The 17,548-nt window shown below is 62.1% G+C and carries 16 protein-coding genes; 11 read left to right on the plus strand and 5 right to left on the minus strand.

From position 1 onward, the window contains the following. The first annotated feature begins 20 nt into the window (after positions 1-20). The gene (malQ, locus tag MHY08_RS07665; protein ID WP_239229432.1) at positions 21-2,144 is read left to right on the plus strand and encodes a 4-alpha-glucanotransferase; all 2,124 of its coding nucleotides are present in this window, start codon (positions 21-23) and stop codon (positions 2,142-2,144) included. A 37-nt stretch (positions 2,145-2,181) separates the two neighbouring features. Here the strand turns inward: malQ and MHY08_RS07670 are convergent, their stop codons facing one another. Both MHY08_RS07670 and MHY08_RS07675 read right to left on the minus strand, forming a co-directional pair. Beyond that, positions 2,182-2,421, minus strand: a complete 240-nt coding sequence (locus MHY08_RS07670; RefSeq protein WP_204611235.1) for a hypothetical protein — start codon at positions 2,419-2,421, stop codon at positions 2,182-2,184. Next, a complete protein-coding gene (locus tag MHY08_RS07675; protein WP_239194141.1) occupies positions 2,414-2,629 on the minus strand; it encodes a hypothetical protein in 216 nt (71 codons plus the stop codon). Before MHY08_RS07675 ends, MHY08_RS07670 begins: the two co-directional genes overlap by 8 nt. Positions 2,630-2,667: 38 nt before the next feature. Here MHY08_RS07675 and MHY08_RS07680 point away from each other — a divergent pair, with 38 nt between their 5' ends. After that, positions 2,668-3,966, plus strand: a complete 1,299-nt coding sequence (locus tag MHY08_RS07680) for a carboxylesterase family protein (protein ID WP_239194143.1) — start codon at positions 2,668-2,670, stop codon at positions 3,964-3,966. Positions 3,967-3,982: 16 nt separating this feature from the next. Here the strand turns inward: MHY08_RS07680 and idi are convergent, their stop codons facing one another. Further along, positions 3,983-4,519, minus strand: coding sequence for an isopentenyl-diphosphate Delta-isomerase (gene idi / locus MHY08_RS07685; RefSeq protein ID WP_239194145.1), 537 nt, complete (start codon positions 4,517-4,519; stop codon positions 3,983-3,985). Continuing rightward, the gene (locus MHY08_RS07690; protein ID WP_239229430.1) at positions 4,516-5,064 is read right to left on the minus strand and encodes a hypothetical protein; all 549 of its coding nucleotides are present in this window, start codon (positions 5,062-5,064) and stop codon (positions 4,516-4,518) included. Before MHY08_RS07690 ends, idi begins: the two co-directional genes overlap by 4 nt. 185 nt (positions 5,065-5,249) lie before the next feature. On the opposite strand from MHY08_RS07690, the gene MHY08_RS07695 reads away from it, so the two are divergent. The 4 genes from MHY08_RS07695 to MHY08_RS07710 all read left to right on the plus strand — a co-directional run bounded on the left by MHY08_RS07695 (position 5,250) and on the right by MHY08_RS07710 (position 11,164). Then, complete coding sequence (locus MHY08_RS07695) at positions 5,250-7,160, plus strand: ABC transporter ATP-binding protein (protein WP_239229428.1); 1,911 nt, start codon at positions 5,250-5,252, stop codon at positions 7,158-7,160. A gap of 52 nt (positions 7,161-7,212) precedes the next feature. Next, a complete protein-coding gene (locus MHY08_RS07700; protein ID WP_239229426.1) occupies positions 7,213-8,343 on the plus strand; it encodes a MalY/PatB family protein in 1,131 nt (376 codons plus the stop codon). Positions 8,344-8,547: 204 nt separating this feature from the next. After that, positions 8,548-9,948: a branched-chain amino acid transport system II carrier protein gene (gene brnQ / locus MHY08_RS07705; RefSeq protein WP_239194153.1), complete on the plus strand. Its 1,401-nt coding sequence runs from the start codon at positions 8,548-8,550 to the stop codon at positions 9,946-9,948. Between the two features lie 196 nt (positions 9,949-10,144). Continuing rightward, positions 10,145-11,164, plus strand: coding sequence for an LLM class flavin-dependent oxidoreductase (locus tag MHY08_RS07710; RefSeq protein WP_239192482.1), 1,020 nt, complete (start codon positions 10,145-10,147; stop codon positions 11,162-11,164). Here the strand turns inward: MHY08_RS07710 and MHY08_RS07715 are convergent. Beyond that, a complete protein-coding gene (locus tag MHY08_RS07715) occupies positions 11,161-11,697 on the minus strand; it encodes a hypothetical protein (RefSeq protein WP_239192479.1) in 537 nt (178 codons plus the stop codon). The two genes, MHY08_RS07710 and MHY08_RS07715, sit on opposite strands and share 4 nt — an antisense overlap. A gap of 204 nt (positions 11,698-11,901) precedes the next feature. Here MHY08_RS07715 and MHY08_RS07720 point away from each other — a divergent pair, with 204 nt between their 5' ends. From MHY08_RS07720 to MHY08_RS07740, 5 genes are read left to right on the plus strand one after another with little or no spacing between them, the layout of a single operon-like run. Further along, positions 11,902-12,666, plus strand: a complete 765-nt coding sequence (locus tag MHY08_RS07720) for a GntR family transcriptional regulator (protein WP_239192476.1) — start codon at positions 11,902-11,904, stop codon at positions 12,664-12,666. A 39-nt stretch (positions 12,667-12,705) separates the two neighbouring features. Beyond that, the gene (locus MHY08_RS07725; RefSeq protein WP_239192473.1) at positions 12,706-14,286 is read left to right on the plus strand and encodes an ABC transporter substrate-binding protein; all 1,581 of its coding nucleotides are present in this window, start codon (positions 12,706-12,708) and stop codon (positions 14,284-14,286) included. Then, a complete protein-coding gene (locus MHY08_RS07730; protein WP_239229424.1) occupies positions 14,283-15,251 on the plus strand; it encodes an ABC transporter permease in 969 nt (322 codons plus the stop codon). Before MHY08_RS07725 ends, MHY08_RS07730 begins: the two co-directional genes overlap by 4 nt. Then, positions 15,251-16,072, plus strand: a complete 822-nt coding sequence (locus tag MHY08_RS07735) for an ABC transporter permease (protein ID WP_239229422.1) — start codon at positions 15,251-15,253, stop codon at positions 16,070-16,072. The genes MHY08_RS07730 and MHY08_RS07735 overlap by 1 nt, the downstream gene beginning before the upstream one ends. After that, on the plus strand, positions 16,069-17,523 hold the full coding sequence (locus tag MHY08_RS07740; RefSeq protein WP_204611214.1) for an ABC transporter ATP-binding protein: 1,455 nt from the start codon (positions 16,069-16,071) through the stop codon (positions 17,521-17,523). Before MHY08_RS07735 ends, MHY08_RS07740 begins: the two co-directional genes overlap by 4 nt. The last annotated feature ends 25 nt before the right edge of the window (positions 17,524-17,548 follow it).

The following is a 17,548-nucleotide window of genomic DNA, read 5'->3' on the forward strand; positions in this document are numbered from 1 at the left end:
CCCGTGGCACAATGTGGCCTGTGACTACCCGCGCCTTGCTTGAAGAACTCGCCCAGCGCCACGGTGTGGCCACCAGCTATACCTCCCAGTCTGGTTTCCCCGTCCACGTCGCTGAAGACACTATTGCCTATACCCTGCGCGCCTTGGGCGTGGCCATCGATGATAATCCGGACGATGCGGCACTGACGCAGCTGCTTTACGACGACTACCTGGACCGCTCCTCCCAGCCCCTCCCCCACTGCGTTGTCGCACCCCAAGGTCAAGAGCGCGGGTTCGTGGTCCACGTGCACGCGGGCGATGCCGCCAACGTACACATTGAGTTGGAGGAAGGAGGCACCCGCGAGGTCTACCAGGATCCCAATGATGCCCCGGACGCCAACGTCGATGGCACGCTTTGGGGCGAGGCGAGCTTCCACATTCCCGGGGACCTGCCCATGGGTTACCACGAATTGGTGCTGGAGTCCGGGGGCATCGGCAAGCATGCCAGCCCGCTCATCATTACCCCGGCGCGCCTTTCTACGGCCGATCAATTTGTGGAGCGCCCGATTAGCGGCGTGATGGCGCAGCTCTATTCGGTGCGCTCGGATTTCTCGTGGGGCATTGGTGATTTCCAGGACTTAGGCCAGCTGGCAGAAACACTCGCCCCGTACGCGGATTTCTTGCTGGTCAACCCGCTGCATGCGGCCGAGCCGCTGCCGCCGGTGGAAAATTCGCCTTACCTGCCTACCACGCGGCGCTTTATCAACCCGCTCTACCTGCACATCGAATCCATCCCGGAGCTCAAGCTCTTGCCAGAGGACTTACAGGATGATGTGCGCGAGCTGGCGGAGGAGTTTCGCCAGCGCAACCGCAGCGCCGAGGAAATTGAGCGCGATACCATTTTTGAGGCCAAACTACAGGTGCTGCGCGAGCTCTTTAATTACCAGCCCACCCCGGAGCGTGAGGAGGCCTTCGTGCGCTACGCCCGCGAGGAGGGCCGTGGACTGCGTGATTTCGCGGCGTGGTGCGCGCAGCAGGATGCCGCGGCGCAGTCGGGCCAGCGCCATGCCGAGGACCTGGATATGGACAAGCTCACCCGCTTTTATTCTTGGCTGCAATTCCTGTGCGATGAGCAGCTGGCCGCCGCCCAGCAGCGCGCGCTCGATGCCGGCATGCGCCTCGGCTTAGTCACCGACCTGGCCGTGGGTGTGCACCCGGGTGGCGCCGATGCGGTCAACCTCACCGAATACTTGGCGCCGCAATGTTCGGTAGGCGCCCCGCCGGATGACTATAACCAGCAGGGTCAGGATTGGTCGCAGCCGCCGTGGCACCCACAGCGCTTGGCCGCTGCCGGCTATGCCCCGTGGCGCGAGATGCTCTCCACCGTGTTGCGCCATGCCGGTGGCGTGCGCGTGGACCACATTTTGGGCCTATTCCGTCTGTACTGGATCCCCCGCATGGCCAGCCCGCTGACGGGCACTTATGTCTCTTATGACTTAGAGGCCATGGTGGGTATCTTGGCGCTAGAAGCAGAGCGCGCCGGCGCGGTGGTCATTGGTGAGGACCTCGGCACCCTGGAGCCATGGGTACAAGATGTCCTCGCCCACAAGGCGGTATTGGGAACATCCATCGTATGGTTTGAACGAGATGATGATAACTACTCCCCGCTGCCACAGGAAAAGTACCGCAAGCTGGCGCTGTCCTCGGTTAATACGCACGACCTGCCGCCGACCTTGGCGTACCTGCGCGGCGAGCATATTTCACTCCGCGCGCGTTTGGGCGTGCTGAACCGCTCGGTAGATGATGAGCAGCACGATGACATCGAGTGGCAGGCCCGCGTGCTGGGAGCGGTAGCTGACCGCGGCTTATTGCCGCAGCGCGATTACCGCGTGGATCCGGATGGGCGCGCCTCCCGCGGCGCGGAGGAGGATCTCAGCGTGGCCCTGCACCGGTATATCGCTGGCACGCCTTCGGCGCTTGTGTGCACCAGCTTGGTGGACATGGTGGGTGATGTACGCGCGCAAAATCAGCCGGGCACTACCCACGAGCTTTATCCCAATTGGTGCGTGCCGCTGTGCGATACGGCCGGTAATGCCCTACTTATCGAGGATCTTCCTGGGCTGGAATTCTTCCAGCGTTTGGAATCCACCAGCCGCAAGAGCTAGCACTGGATTCTCCCGCGCGGCTCCATCGGCGGGGTCTTTAAGTCCACAGGCCAATGAGCGCGACAATGATGATGAGGGCGATCATTGTCCACAGCGTGAGCGAGACGCGGGACTTGGGCAGGGCACGCTTGCGCTTTATCGGCTGCGCGCCCGGTGTATCTGTTGCGGCGGAAGACTGGGCGGCGCGCTTGGACTCGGGGTCCCAGAGGCCCTCGCGCGGATTGGCGCGCAGCTCGGCGCGTTCCTGCTGTGCGCGCTCGTTGTTTTCCTCAGCCATGGTGGTCTACTTTAGTGCGGCGGTTGCGCTGCTGAGAAATCACGCCTGCGGCGCGGTTGGCCACGCGATCGACTGCCCACATGAGGCACCAGGCGATGACCACCATGAGTGGCACGGCAATAGCCACCACGATGATCATTTGTATCCATACGGGCGCCTGCACCAAAAACTGCGAGAGCGTGCTGCCCAAGCTCGTCAACCACTCCATGGCACCTCATCCTACTTGCTCGCGGTAATCTGGCAGACATGTCGAGTGCCCAAATACCCGTTACCGTTGCCACCGCCTCCGGCCGGATTACCGGCGTGCGCCGAGATGGCCTGCACTATTTCCACTCGGTGCGCTATAGCACCATACCCAGCCCCTTCTCCCCCGCCAAGCCACTAGAGGGCACCTGTGACCAGGATGCCCGCGAGCCGCATCCAGACGACATTGCGCTGTCTATTACCGCGCCTGCCGACGCCGCCGAGTGCCCCGTCGTGGTCTATATCCATGGCGGGCGCTACGAGCACGGAACGCACGAAGACCCGCGTCTTACGGGTACGACAAATGCGCGCCACGGCGTTATTCAAGTGCAGGTGGGCTACCGCGTCGGTTTGGCTGGCTTCGCGCGCTTTGATGGCGATGAGGCGGACCGCTACCGCGGCATCGATGACTGCCTGCTGGCTTTGGAATGGTTGCAGGACAATATCGAGGCCTTTGGCGGGGATAAGACCAATATCACTTTGGTGGGCCAGTCCGCCGGTGCAGCGATGAGCCTATGGCTGACGCGCCGCGATCACTTCCGGGGTGGTTTCCGCCGCGTACTGGCACTCTCGCCAGCATTCCCGCGCGACCGTTTTGAGCACCGCGTGGCGGATCTGCGCAAGTGCCTCGGTGTGTCCATAACGCGCCAAGCTCTGGAGAAATTGGACCCAGAATCGCTAGCCAAGGGGTATGCCAAATTCCGCAAGAAATACCGCTTCGACGTTGCTTTAGGTCCTGCCCCATTGCAGGCCGAGGAGCTGGCGGATATTCCCATCGTGGTGACCTCTACCCGCGATGAGTTCTACGATATGCCCGCCGCGCAGCGCATAGACAAGATGGCGCTAGCCGGTTTTATTACCAGCTACCTTTCGCCCAAATTTGGCGTATCGCACGAGCACTTCAAGCAGTGGCGGCAGCTAGCGCACTACGTGGATCCGCAGCGGCCAATGGGCCGTCTCATCGGTGACGCCGCCGTGCGCCGGTGGGCCGCCCAGGTGGCTGCGCATGCCCCAGGCCCGACGTGGATGATGGAGTTTACGCGCACCCATTCCCCCGCGGTGCATTGTGCGGAATTGGGCCCTCTTTTTGACGGAAGCAGAAACGAGGCCGGCGAGGAAACCCCCGCCAGTGAGCTCAATGAATGGCTGCGCCACTTTGCCACCACTGGCGAGCCCGGATTCCCCAGCTACGGCGATGACCATAACGTGCTGGAATTTGACCTGGATACGGACGAGCGCCGCTTAGCCTATGCCACCTTGGATTATGTGGCCGCGGCCTTCTACGACGAAGATGACCTATAAAACTGGCGCACCGAAATTACAGCGCAGCGCGCAATTTATCGTCCGCTAGCTCGTCAATCATCCACGGGCTAAAGACTCCGGGCATGGCATCGGCCGCGGCGAAAAGCTGCGCCGGCTCGACCCATTGATAGGAATCCACCTCGTCTGGGTTGGGTTCCCACGCGGCGTCGGTAGAAAGCTCCACCGTGTACACGGGGCAGATTTCATTTTCTACCGTGCCCGAGGAATCCACGGCGCGATAAGAAAAATCCGGCAGGATAAGCTGCGGGGTAGACAGGTCTCCAGGCGCAATACCCAACTCAAAGGTGGCGCGGCGCAGTACCGCATCGGCGGTTTCCTCGCCGGGGGCGGGGTGGCCGCAGAAGGCATTGGTCCACACCCCGGGCCAGGTGAGCTTACCCAGCGCGCGGCGGGTTACCAGCACCTTGCCGCTGCAGGTTAGCCAGGCGGAGAAGGCAAAGTGCAGCGGAGTATCGGTGGTATGAACTTCGGCCTTGGGAGCGGTGCCGATGGGTTCACCCGCGGCAGAGGCCAAGACTACAAGTTCCGTCATAGATTAAGGTCTCCTACCCAGGTCACGTTGCCAATGTGCAAGCGAGCATTCCACAGATTGCCTGGCGTGACGTCAAAGCGGTACTGCAGGTTTACCGAAGCGCCCGCGCCCAACGGGTGATCGAGCCCCGGTGGCTCCACGTCTGGGGCAGATTCCTTGTCATAGGGCAAGGAGTTGATCTTGGCCCAGCCGCCGTTGCCGTCGGCACGCTCAAGGGTGGGATCTTCAAAGGCGTCGACCGGCAAGGGCACGTCGTTTTCATTCTTCAGCAGGATGGTCACCACGGAGCCACCGGAGTTATTATCGGAATACACCCCTTGCAGCTCCCAGCTCACGCCAAGGCCTTTATCCTCAACGGGTTCGGCCAGGTTAGAGGTGACCTCTTTATCGTCGGTGTCCTTGGCCTCATACGGAGCCTCTTCGGAACTGGAGACGGTGATATTGTCCCCGAGCCCTGTTTCTTCCGGCTGGAGAACGCTACATCCGGTCAGGGTCACGGCGAGAACGCTGACCACGCCCGCGCCGAATGTGTGAGAAATTTTCACCGTGGATGGATCCTTTGCACGCGAAGATTGTTGTATTTCTGCACAAGTACCTTAGCCTACTCCTTCCGGAACTTAGGCATTTACGCTCGTTAACGCCGCATGTGGCATACTGGGCAGTCGCTTAAATCTCTCCTATTTCCTAAATTCGCGCACTACCCGCCGTTTTGAATTGAGTGTGGTCATTTATGAATTCCATTTTGCGCATCACCCGCAGTGCTTCTGCCCTGTGGCCTTTTTATCTCGGCGTGCTAGCCGCCGCCGCGGTCACCGCGGTGCTGGCTTTGGTCTCTCCCTTTTTGACCCGCCAGGCCACCGATACCATCGTGGAGGCTCTGCAAAACGATGGCCCGGTCGACGCTGCGCTGCGCACCGTTTTACTCTTGGCCTTTGCGCTTTTTCTTGCCGACGCCGCCAATGCCCTCTTCCGCAATATCGGCGGCTATATCGGCGATGTCATGGTCGCGCGCTTGCGCCAAATCCTATCCACCCGCTACTTTGCCAAGCTTTTGGCACTTCCCCAAGGCTATTACGATAACCAGGTCACCGGCACGATCATCGCCCGGCTAGATCGCTCGATTGCCAATATCACGCAATTCGTACAGTCCTTTTCTAATAACTTTTTCACGATGATCATCCAGACCGTCGCCGTGCTGGCCATTACCGCGTGGTATTACTGGCCGCTGGCCATCTTGCTGGCTCTGCTCTTCCCCGTCTATATGTGGCTTACGGCGCTGACTTCGAAGCGCTGGCAGAAATTTGAGGCCACCAAAAATGAAAATATCGACTTAGCCAATGGCCGCTTTGCGGAGGTCATCGGCCAGGTCAAGGTGGCCAAGTCATTTGTGAGCGAGACCCGCGAGCTCGACCATTTTGCTCGCCGCTACCGTAGCGTGGTTGATACCACCAAGCCGCAATCCAACTGGTGGCACTTGATGGATACCTTCCGCGGGATTGCCATGGCATTAATCTTCTTGGGCATTTATGCGGTGGTCTTTTGGCGCACGCTCGAGGGCCACTTCACCCTCGGTGACATGGTCATGCTGTTGCAGATGGTGGCCATGGCCAAGCAGCCGGTGTTCATGATGAGCTGGATCGTCGACTCTGCCCAGCGCGCGATCGCCGGCTCTAAAGACTATTTCAAGGTCATGGAAGAAGACCTCGAACCCACCGCCTCGCGCGAGCTGGTAGCCGCCACCACCGGCTCCGATACCCCGCAACTGGATCTCACTCCTATCCCGCCGCTCGAACCCACACCCGGCGCGCCGGTCTTCTCCTTTGACCACGTCTCCTTCGCCTACGAGGAAGGCAAGCCCGTGGTGGAGGATATTTCCTTCGCCGCCTCTGAGGGCCACAAGGTGGCGCTCGTGGGCGAATCCGGCGGCGGCAAGTCCACGTTGGTCAATCTCCTGCTAGGCCTTTACCACCCCTCGGCCGGGCACCTGGATGTATTGGGGCACCGGGTAGACGATCTCACCGCCTCGCGCCTGCGCGCCTCGGTGGGTGTGGTCTTCCAGGAGTCCTACCTCTTTTCCGGCACCATTCGCGAGAACATCGCTTATGGCAAGCCGGGTGCCACGGAGGAGGAAATCGTGGACGTCGCCAAGCGCGCCAATGCCCATGAGTTTATCCAAGCCTTCCCGGACGGCTATGACACGGTCATTGGTGAGCGCGGTCTGAAGCTTTCCGGCGGGCAGAAGCAGCGCGTCTCCGTGGCGCGCGCCATGCTCAAGGACGCGCCCATCCTGGTCCTGGATGAGGCCACCTCGGCGCTGGATACCAAGTCCGAGCGCGCCGTGCAGGCCGGCCTGGATGAGCTAATGAAGGACCGCACCACGCTGATTATTGCCCACCGCCTGTCCACCATTGCGGATGTGGATACCATCATCACCCTGGATCGCGGCCGCATTGATGAAATGGGCTCGCCGGCCGAACTGGCGCAATCCGGTGGCATTTATGCCGAGTTGCTCAAACTCACCCAATCCACCTCGGCCGCGGACCGCCGCCGGTTGAAGAAGTATGGTTTTGTCTCCGGCCCTGCCTCCGAATCCGAAGACGCGGAGGAGGACTCCCGGTGGGCTGACAAGGCAGATGAATAAAAGCGCATAAAAGCGCTGGGGTGGCCGCGGGCTTCGCGTTATGGTTATGGCCATGGAGTTTCCTAGCCTAGAAGAGTTGCAAGCCCGCGGAACCCGCAAGTGGACCGTCTTCGAGGAAGACGTCCTGCCGCTGTGGATCGCGGAGTCCGATTTCCCCACCGCGCCCGCCGTAAAAAAGGCGCTGGAAGAGATGGTGGATAAGGAAACCTTTGGCTATACCCCAGCGCCTAAGGCCTCGGGGCTGCGCGAGGCTGTGGCTGATTTTTATGACACGCGCTATGGCTGGCGCCCCAACTCGGAACATATTTTCTGGATCGGGGACGTAGTGCGGGGTCTTTTGCTAGGAGTGCAGTACTTTACCCGCGAAGGCTCCCCGGTCATCGTGCCCGTGCCTTCCTACCCTCCACTGCTGGAGCTACCACGCACCGCAGGCCGCGAAAAGATCGAGACCAGCTTGGAACTGGACGATATTGAGCGCGCCTTCCAAGCGGGCGCTGGCTCTATTTTGCTGGCCAATCCCTATAATCCACTCGGCCGTGTGTTGGACGAGGACTACCTCACCGGCCTGGTAGAACTGGCAGAAAAATATGATGCGCGCATCCTGGCCGATGAAATCCATGCCCCGCTGGTCTATGAGGGCCGGCATATTCCGGTGGCCTCGCTCGGCGCGGCGGCCGCGGAGCGCACCATCACGGTAACCGCGACGTCCAAGGCCTTTAATACAGCTGGCCTGAAGTGCGCGCAGATCATTTTCTCCAACACGGCCGATGTACACACGTGGAATGGCCTCACAGGCGTAGCCAAGGATGGCACGGGCACTCTAGGCGTGCTTGCTGCGGAGACTGCCTACCGCAAGTGCGGCGACTTCCTCGATGAAGAAATAGCGTACCTGCGACAGACCCGCGATTGGTTGGTGGAGGAGCTGCCTCAGCGCATCCCCGGCTTAAAGACCAGCAAGCCGGACGCCACCTACCTCCTGTGGTTGGATTTTGCCGATACCGCTATCGGCGGCAACCCGCAGCCGGCCAAGTGGTTGCGGGAGAATGCGAAGGTAGCGCTTAATGAGGGCGATACCTTTGGCACCGGCGGCCCGGGTCATGCGCGATTGAACTTTTCTACCTCACGCGAAATCTTGGAAGAAGCGCTCGACCGCATGGAGCGCGCCTTCGCGGACCTCGATTAGGCCGAACCAGCTGGGACCACCATGTATTCTGCGTCACCCCCACGCTTTGATTTCTCACCATGTGGGCGGTAATGTCTCATTACACGAACAGGCGTGACCCGCCACCTCGGACCGCGAAGAGGCACCCCGCCTCCGCCACCACCCTCGGCGGAATGGGAAAGCTTCCTCGCATTCTAGCTGTACATGGAAAATTAAGGAGCCACAATGGCTACCCCAGTTGCGTCAAGCACCTCTAAGCCCGGCGCCACCATCGTAATTGCGTCGCTGATGCTGTTTTCGATGTTCTTCGGCGCCGGCAACCTCATCTTCCCGCCCATGGTGGGCGTTTCGGCCGGCACCAACTTTTGGCCCGCCGTCCTCGGCTTCCTGGCCGCCGGCGTGCTCCTTCCGGTCCTAGCTATTGTTGCCGTTGCCATTTCTGGCCGCTCCGTGCGCGATTTGAGCTCCAACGGCGGCGCCCTCTTCGGCTTGGTCTTTTCCGTGATGGCCTACCTGGCCATCGGTGCTTTCTACGCCCTGCCGCGCACCGGCGCCGTGTCCATGGAAACCGCCATTACCCCACTTCTGGGCTGGGAAGGAACGATGGCCAATGGCATCTTCAATATCGTCTTCTTCCTTATCGCTTTAGTGCTGGCCTGGAGCCCGAACACCATCATCGATACCTTGGGGAAGTTCCTTACCCCAGCCCTGGTAGCGCTGTTGATCGTCCTTATCACTTTGGCCGCTTTTAGCAACGGCCGCGATCCCCAGACCCCTACCGAGGATTATTCTTCTTCCCCCATGGTCACCGGCCTGTTCGAGGGCTATAACACCATGGACGCGATTGCCGGCTTGGCCTTTTCCATCGTGATTGTTGCGTCCTTGCGCTCCAAGGGTTTTAAGACCCGCAAGTCCCTGGTCAACGGCACCATCACCGCCGCGCTTATTGCGGGCTTTTTGCTGGCCGCCATCTATCTAGGCTTGGCGTGGGTAGGCCAAACCATTCCTAACGGCCAGTCCTATGAGTCGGGAGCGCCCCTGCTTGCCGACGCCGCCAATCTCACCATGGGCACCATCGGCCAGGCAGTCTTCTCTGCCATCGTCATCCTGGCCTGCATGACCACCGCGGTGGGCCTTATCACCTCCACCTCGGCCTTCTTCGAGATGCTCATGCCCAAGGTCAAGTACCACGTATGGGCGTGCCTGTTTACCGCGCTGTCCATCCTCTTTGCCTTCCAGGGCCTGGATACGGTGCTGTCTATCGCGGTTCCGTTCATCACCTTCTTGTACCCACCCGCTATCTCCCTGATCGCCCTCACCCTGATCCAGCCGGTGGTAAAGAAGTCCGTCGTCTTTTACTGGACCTACCGCCTGGCGCTGTGGGTATCGGTGCTGTGGTCGGCTCTGTCCGTCATCGCCGCCCAGGGCTGGGGCGCCGACACACTCGATCCCCTCTTGAGCCTGGCGCCCGGCCAGTCCGTGGACTTGGGCTGGATTGTTCCTACCGCTATCGCGGCAGTCATCGGCCTCGTTGTCGATATCGCCACCAAGGCCGGCGAGAAGCACGCCGCCGCCAACCCACAAGCGGAAGAACCGGCCGAGGCTGAGGCCCTCGCCGGGGCTTAGTACCCTTCTCCTGCTTCACTCCCCTCCCTCTCCGCACTGCATCGCAGCGCCGAGGCGGAGGGGAGATTTCTGTGTGCCTACCGCTCCCCACGCAGCCTTGCTGTATCGCCCCCGGACCGGAATAGTCGAGCGGCGCGTACCGTTGGAAGGAGAGAACTTATAGAGCACCTACCGAAGCAAAGGAAGGCCCTCCACCGTGACCGAACGCGCGCATCTTTCCGTCTTGGACTTCTGCACCATCTATGAGGGCGAAACTCCAGCACAGTCCATCGCCCGCTCCGTGCAATTGGCACAGGAAGCAGAGAAACTGGGCTACTCCCGCATGTGGTACACCGAGCACCACAATATGAAGTCCATCATGTCCTCTTCCCCGGCCGTGCTCATCGCGCACATCGGTGCGAAAACAGAGCGCATCCGCTTGGGCTCCGGCGGCGTGATGCTGCCCAACCACTCCCCTTATGTCATCGCCGAGCAATTCGGCACCTTGGAGGAGATGTACCCCGAGCGCATTGACTTGGGCGTGGGCCGCGCCCCCGGCACGGACATGAATACCCTGGGCCGTGCCCTGCGCCGCGACGCCCACTCTGCCGAGCGCTTCCCCGAAGACGTCAAGGAGCTCAACTCCTACCTCGAGGGCAAGTCCTATATCCCTGGAGTCAGCGCCATTCCAGGCGCGAATACCAACGTGCCTATCTATATTTTGGGCTCGTCCATGTTCGGCGCCTCGCTGGCCGCCAAGCTCGGCCTGCCTTATGCCTTTGCCTCCCACTTCGCCCCGCAGCACCTCGAGCAGGCCACCACCTACTACCGCGAGCACTTCCAGCCTTCCGAGCGCTTTAGCAAGCCCTATGTCATCGCCGGCGTCAACGTCACTGCCGCCGATACCACCCAAGAGGCACAGGAAGAATACGAGCGCGTGTGCTTCAATCGCGTCAAGGCCTTCGCCGGCCGCGGCAAGCACCTCACCGACGAGCAGGTAGAGCAGATCATCGGCTCGTACCAGGGCCAGCAGATCCTAGACATGCTGAAGTACTCCGCCGTCGGCACCGCCGATGAGGTGGCCAACTACCTCGATACCTTCCAGGAGCACGCCAAGGCCGATGAGCTCATGGTCTCGCTGCAGTCCAGCTCGCACGAGGAAGTAATCAAGAATATGCAGCTGCTCGCGCAGGGCTGGCAGCTCGATCCGGCACGCGTTGCCGGCACCCCGAGCTAGTCTTCGGCCCGCACCTGGCCCAGGTGGTCAATGGGAACGCCGGGGAACCGTTCCCGGAGCTTTCCCTCGAGTTCCCGCGGGCCCAGGTTCGCCTGCTCCGGCAGGCGGGCCGAATACCGTTGGGCCTCGTCCAAGGTAGAAACGCGCACCCCGCCTGGAATCAGGGCGAGGAAATTCTGACCCAACTCGAGCGAATAGAACTGCACGCGCTCTAGTTCAGAGGCGGCGAAACTGATCCGCTGGTGGGGCAAGGAAATCTCCTCGCCGATCCGCAGCACCGGACGCGCCCGGCGCCGCACGGAGGCCACCACCGCCAGCATGGCGCACAGCGCCCCGCCTAGGGGCATGAGCGCGGCAATGAGATAAACGGAATGCAGGCGCGTATCGGCCGGTTCCTGCAACGCCGAGTAGATAAGCACCCCACCGATAACCAGCAGCGCGATGGCGATGATGATCGCCACCGCTACCGCCTTGCCTAGGCGCGCGCTGCCGCTGGCAGCGCGTACTTCAATCGTTTCGGTGCTCTCGTCCACGGTCACATAGCCTAGCGTGCTCGCCTAGCATCTCGGTGCTGGTCGGACGGCGCGTGGCCTTTTCCTTTGCCTTCTCCCCTCGGCCGGGCGGGGATCAAATGCGCAGTAGCGTTATTGCATTAGCGCGCCTTTGCAAAATGGAATAACATTACTGTGCTTCGCTCCGCTGGGAAAGGCCCCGGAGAAACTAAGGACAAAGGTTGAATGAGCCCACGCGATAAACAGCAGCATCAGAAGATCGCTTATTACCTGCGAGAACAGATCAGCTCCGGCGTGCTGCAACCAGGCGATTTCCTGCCTAGTGAAGCAGACTTGTGCGAGAAGTTTTCTTCCTCCCGCGGACCCGTGCGCCAAGCCGTTGCAGCTTTGCGGGCCGAAGGGCTAGTGTCCTCAGGCCGCGGGCGCCGCTCCACCGTTTTGGCCTCGACCCAGGCAGAGCTTTTTGAATCGATTTACTCCATTTCCAGCTGGCTGAGCGAATATGACGTGGATCCGCAACAGCACACCCTCTGGTTAGCTCGCCGCCGCGCTCCGCGAGACATCACCCGCTTTCTGCGCGTAGACCCAGAACAAAATGTCGTCTTTGTCCACCGCGTGCGCTATGCCGAAGACCACCCCATTGCCATCGAGCGCATGTATTTCCCCATGGTGGTGGGAAAGCACATCCTGGACTTCGATGCGGATGCCGGATCCATTCATGCGCACCTGCGCGATTGCGGCGTGGACTTTGATAATGTGCGCCGCGAACTCACGTTGGAAGAAGCCAATGCCGAGGATGCTGAAGCGCTTGGCGTGGCTACGGGTACCCCGCTGTGGCGGCTGCAGATGGAGATTTCCAACCACTCCGGCGAGCCGGTGGAATTGGCGGTCTATCTCTACCGCGCGGACCGCATGAAGCTGGCGATGAATAGCGTGCGCGGGGGCGTTTCACCCCTAGAAGTTATCCCCACTCCGGGAAATTTTGCATAAGTTTCACGGCAGCTAAACCCACCGGCTACCCTGCTTTCTATGAGAAGATTTCGCGCCAGTAGGGCGCTGGGCAGCCTCGCCATGGCGGCCGCTGTAGGAACCCTCTCGGCGTGTTCCGCGGGCCATACCGCGGTGGTTGATACCACCCAGGCAGACAGCGACGCCGCACCTTCTGCCCTCACCGTAGCTTCCACCTCTGCGGCCACCTCGCTGGATTTCACCACCACCGGTGGCGCCGCCATCCCCGCCGTGCTTATGGACAACGTGTACGAGACCCTCGTGCGCATCGATGAAGACGGCTCCATTACCCCAGGACTTGCCACTTCGTGGGATATCAGCGACGATGCCCGAACCTATACCTTCCACCTGCGCGACGGCGTCACCTTTTCCAATGGCGATGCCTTTAACGCTGAGACCGCCGCCTTTTCCATTAACTACGTGCGCGAGAAGTGGACCAACGGTATCTCTGCGGCCATGGATCCGGTAGACACGACCACGGCAGTAGACGATCACACGCTTAAGGTGCGCCTCAAGCAGCCGTCCAATGGCTGGCTGTGGTCCATGGGTACGGCCACCGGCGCGATGATGACGCCCCACGGCATGGATAACCTCGCCGCCCAGCCGGTGGGAACCGGCCCCTATGAGGTTTCCCGCTTTGCGCCCTCGGAATTCGTAGAGCTGCACGTTCGCGACGGTTATTGGGGAAAGCCCGCCGCACAGGATGTCACGGTGCGCTATTTCCCGGATACCATCTCCTCGGTCAATGCGCTGCAGGCCGGCGGCGTGGACGTGGTCTGGGGCGTGCAGAACCCGGAGCTTCTTGATGACGTCAAAGAGGGCATCGCTACCGAGGTCGGCACCACCAATGGTGAGGTGCTGTTGTCCATGAATAATGCCCGCGCGCCTTTCGACGATCCACGGGTGCGCCAGGCCGTGGCCTATGCCGTGGACCGCTCGGCGGCCAATGACATTTTGTGGAATGGGATGGCTAAAGACACCGGCGGCGCGCCGATCCCGCCAACGGATCCGTGGTTCGAGGACAAGCACTACTACGACTACGATCCAGACAAGGCCCGCCAACTGCTCGCGGAGGCCGGCGCGGAAGGCGCCGAAATTGCGCTGACCACGCCGACGCTGCCCTACGCCCAGACCGTCGCCGAGCTGCTGTACTCGCAGCTTACTGAGGTTGGTTTTAAGGTGACGCTGGAATCCGCCGAGTTCCCAGCCGTGTGGCTAGGCCAGGTCATGGGCGCGAAAGACTATCAGATGTCGCTCATCTCCCACGTGGAGCCGCGCGATGTGCCCACCTTGTTCGGCGATCCGGACTATTACCTCAACTACGATTCCCCGCGCACCCGCGAGCTTTTGGCCCAGGCCGATTCCGCCCCCGAGAAGGACTACCCCAAGCTCATGGCGCAGGCCGTGGACCAGATCATGGCGGATGCGGGCGCGCTGACGCTCATGAATATGCCCAATATCGTGCTCACTCGCGCCGGCGTGCGCGGGCTTCACCCAGATCAGGTCACCGACGCGCTCATACTGCGCGACCTGACCTCTGCCGACGCGGACCCGGACGCTAAAACCACCTCCGCAGAAAACACCGAAAAGGAGGCCCGATGAGTTCCCTTCGCACCACGGGGCGCGCCATCGTGCGCCCGTTGCTGCGCTTCGCGTTGACGCTCTTTGTAGCCTCCATCATCATTTTTGCGCTCATGCGCGCGGTGCCGGGCAACCCGGCGCGGGTGGCGCTGGGGGTGAATGCGACCGAAGAGGCCGTCGGCAAGCTGAGCTCCGAACTGGGGCTGGACCGCCCGCTGCTTACGCAGTATTGGGAGTGGGTAAAGGGCCTATTTACCGGCAACTTTGGGCAGTCTTTGTCCTCGCAGCAGGATATTACGCCGCTGGTGTTAGACCGCGCCCAGGTCACGCTCATCCTCATTGGCCTGGCGATGCTGCTGGCGCTGGCCGGAGCTATCCCGGTGGGCATGTGGCTGGCGTTGCGCAACCGTAGCCGCGGCGCGGATGTGGTGTCGGCCGGCACGCAGCTGGGCATTGCGGTGCCAAGCTTCCTCCTCGGCATCATTCTGGTGGCCATCTTTGCCGTCCATCTGGGCTGGCTGCCGGCCAATGGGTGGGTGCCACCGAACCAGGGCGCGGGCGAGTTTATCCGCCACCTTATTCTGCCGGTCATTTCGCTGGCCGTGGTGCAAGGTGCAATGCTAACGCGCTATGTGCGCTCGGCGGTGCTTGATGTGCTGCATCAGGACTATATCCGCACCGCTCGTGCGCTCGGCCAGTCCCCGTGGGAGGCGCTCAAGCGCCATGGCCTGCGCAATGCGGCGCTGCCAGTGCTTACCGTGGCCGGCGTGCAGCTGACCACGATGGTCGTGGGTGCTGTGGTGATCGAATCCGTCTTTGTCATCCCCGGTATTGGTTCCATGCTGTTGGATGCGGTGTCGGTGCGCGATCTGACCACGGTGCAAACCCTGGTCATGCTGCTCGTTGCCTTCGCCTTGGTAGTCAATGCCTTAACGGATGTGGCCTACCGATTCATCGATCCGCGCATCACGGCAGGTGAGAAATAATGAAGCTGCGTTTTTCTGGCTGGCTAGGTGCCTTCCTCGTTGCCGCCACGGTGCTGATGGCGCTACTTTCGCTGGTGTGGACGCCGTATGACCCGACGCTGGCGCACCCGGATGTGCGCCTTGCTGGCCCCAGCGCCGAGCACCTCCTGGGAACGGACCGCTTTGGGCGCGATACCGCCTCCCGCATCATGGCGGGCGCCCAGATTACGGTCTTCGTCGGGCTCATTGCGGTGGGCATTGCCGCCCTCGTGGGCGTGCCCTTGGGCATCCTGGCCGGCATGCGCCGCGGCACATGGGTAGATGCCCTGGTGATGCGCGGCGCGGATCTGTTGCTTGCCTTCCCCGCGCTGTTGTTGGCGATTATTGCCGGCGCGGTGTGGGGCCCTTCGACGCTGACTGCCATGGTTGCCATCGGTATCGCCGGCATCCCCTCCTTCGCCCGCGTGGCGCGTTCGGGCACGCTGCAGGTTATCACGCAGGACTTTATTTCCTCCGCGCGCATTTCCGCAGTGCCGGGCTGGAAGGTGGCGCTGCGCCATATCCTTCCCAATCTCACCGGGCTGCTCATCGTGCAGGCCTCCGTCTACTTCGCGCTCGCCATCCTGGCCGAGGCCGGCCTGTCCTACCTCGGCCTGGGCACCGCCCCGCCGGCGGCCTCTTGGGGCCGGATGCTGCAAGATTCCCAGTCGCTGCTGGGCACCGCTCCCCTGCAGGCCTTCTGGCCGGGGCTGGCCATTGCTGCCACAGTGCTGGGCTTTAATCTGCTTGGCGACGCCCTCCGTGACCTCCTCGATCCCCGCCTGAAAGGATCCACGCGATGAGCCTGCTCCACGTAGATAACCTGACGGTTACCGCCACCGGGTCCACCACTGCCCTGCTAGGCCCCATTAACGTCGAGCTCGCGGCCGGCGAGAAGCTCGGCATCATTGGTGAATCCGGCTCCGGCAAATCCCTCACGGCGCTATCCATCATGGGCCTTTTGCCCGATGGGGTGCGCGCGACTGGCTCCGTGACCGTGGACGGGACCGAGGTGATCGGCGCGCGCGATGCCCGCATCCGTCCCCTGCGCGGGTCCACCATGGCGATGGTCTTCCAAGAGCCGATGAGCGCGCTGGATCCGCTCATGCGCATAGGCACGCAGCTCTCCCAGGCCGGGGTGCGCGATTGCGCGGCCGCGCTCGACGAGGTGGACCTAGCCGCCGATGTCGCCTCCCGGTTCCCGCATCAGCTCTCCGGCGGGCAGCGCCAGCGCGTGCTCATCGCCATGGCCATGGCCGGGCGCCCCGACCTCCTCATCTGCGATGAACCAACCACCGCGCTGGATGCCACCACCCAAGATGGCGTGCTGCGCGTCATTGAGCGGGTCACCAAGGCCCACGGCACCGCTCTGATCTTTATCACCCATGACCTGGGCGTAATCCGCCGCATGTGCCCCAACGTCTTGGTCATGCACCAGGGCGCGGTGGTGGAATCCGGTCCCACCGAGCGCGTACTTGTCCACCCCGAGCATCCCTATACCCGCACGCTCATCGCCTCCTCGCGGCCGCCGGAGCTGAGCCTTTCTCCGGCCACGGCGGAAGATGCGCTGGTGACGCTACGCGGGGTCAGCAAGGTCCACGGCGCACATGCCGCGCTCGATGGTATCGACCTGCGCGTGCACCACGGCGAGCGCCTCGGCATCGTGGGCGGCTCCGGCTCGGGCAAGACCAGCCTGCTCAAGCTCATCGCCGGGCTCGACCAGCCCACGAGTGGTGACATCGACGTCCGCGGCCGCGTGCAGATGGTCTTCCAAGACCCACAAGGCTCGCTCAACCCGCGCCTGAAAATCTGGAAATCCATCGCAGAGGCCATCCCCGGCAGCCCCAGCAAGGCCGACAAGCGCGCTCGCGCCGCGGCCGCGCTTGAGGAGGTCGGGCTGCCTGCCGAGAGCCTCGATCGCTTCCCGCACGAGTTCTCCGGCGGCCAGCGCCAACGCATCTCCATCGCCCGCGCGCTGTGCGGCGAGCCGGATATCTTGCTGGCCGATGAAGCCGTCTCTGCCCTCGATATGTCGGTGCGCGCCCAGGTGCTGGAGCTATTGGCGGGGGTCATCGCCAAGCGCAAGCTCACCCTGCTCTTTGTCACCCACGATCTCGCGGTGGTGCGCCACCTATGCGATAGCGTTGCGGTCCTTGACCGCGGCCGGCTCATCGAGCACGGCGCGACCGACTCCATATGGTCCTCGCCCAGCACGGACTACACGCGCCGGCTCATCGCGGCCGCCGACATGTAAAGCGGGTGGCTTCGGGCGTAAGGTA

This window comes from Corynebacterium sp. ACRPJ, from assembly GCF_022347345.1.
GTDB classification, from domain to species: Bacteria; Actinomycetota; Actinomycetes; order Mycobacteriales; family Mycobacteriaceae; genus Corynebacterium; species Corynebacterium tuberculostearicum_D.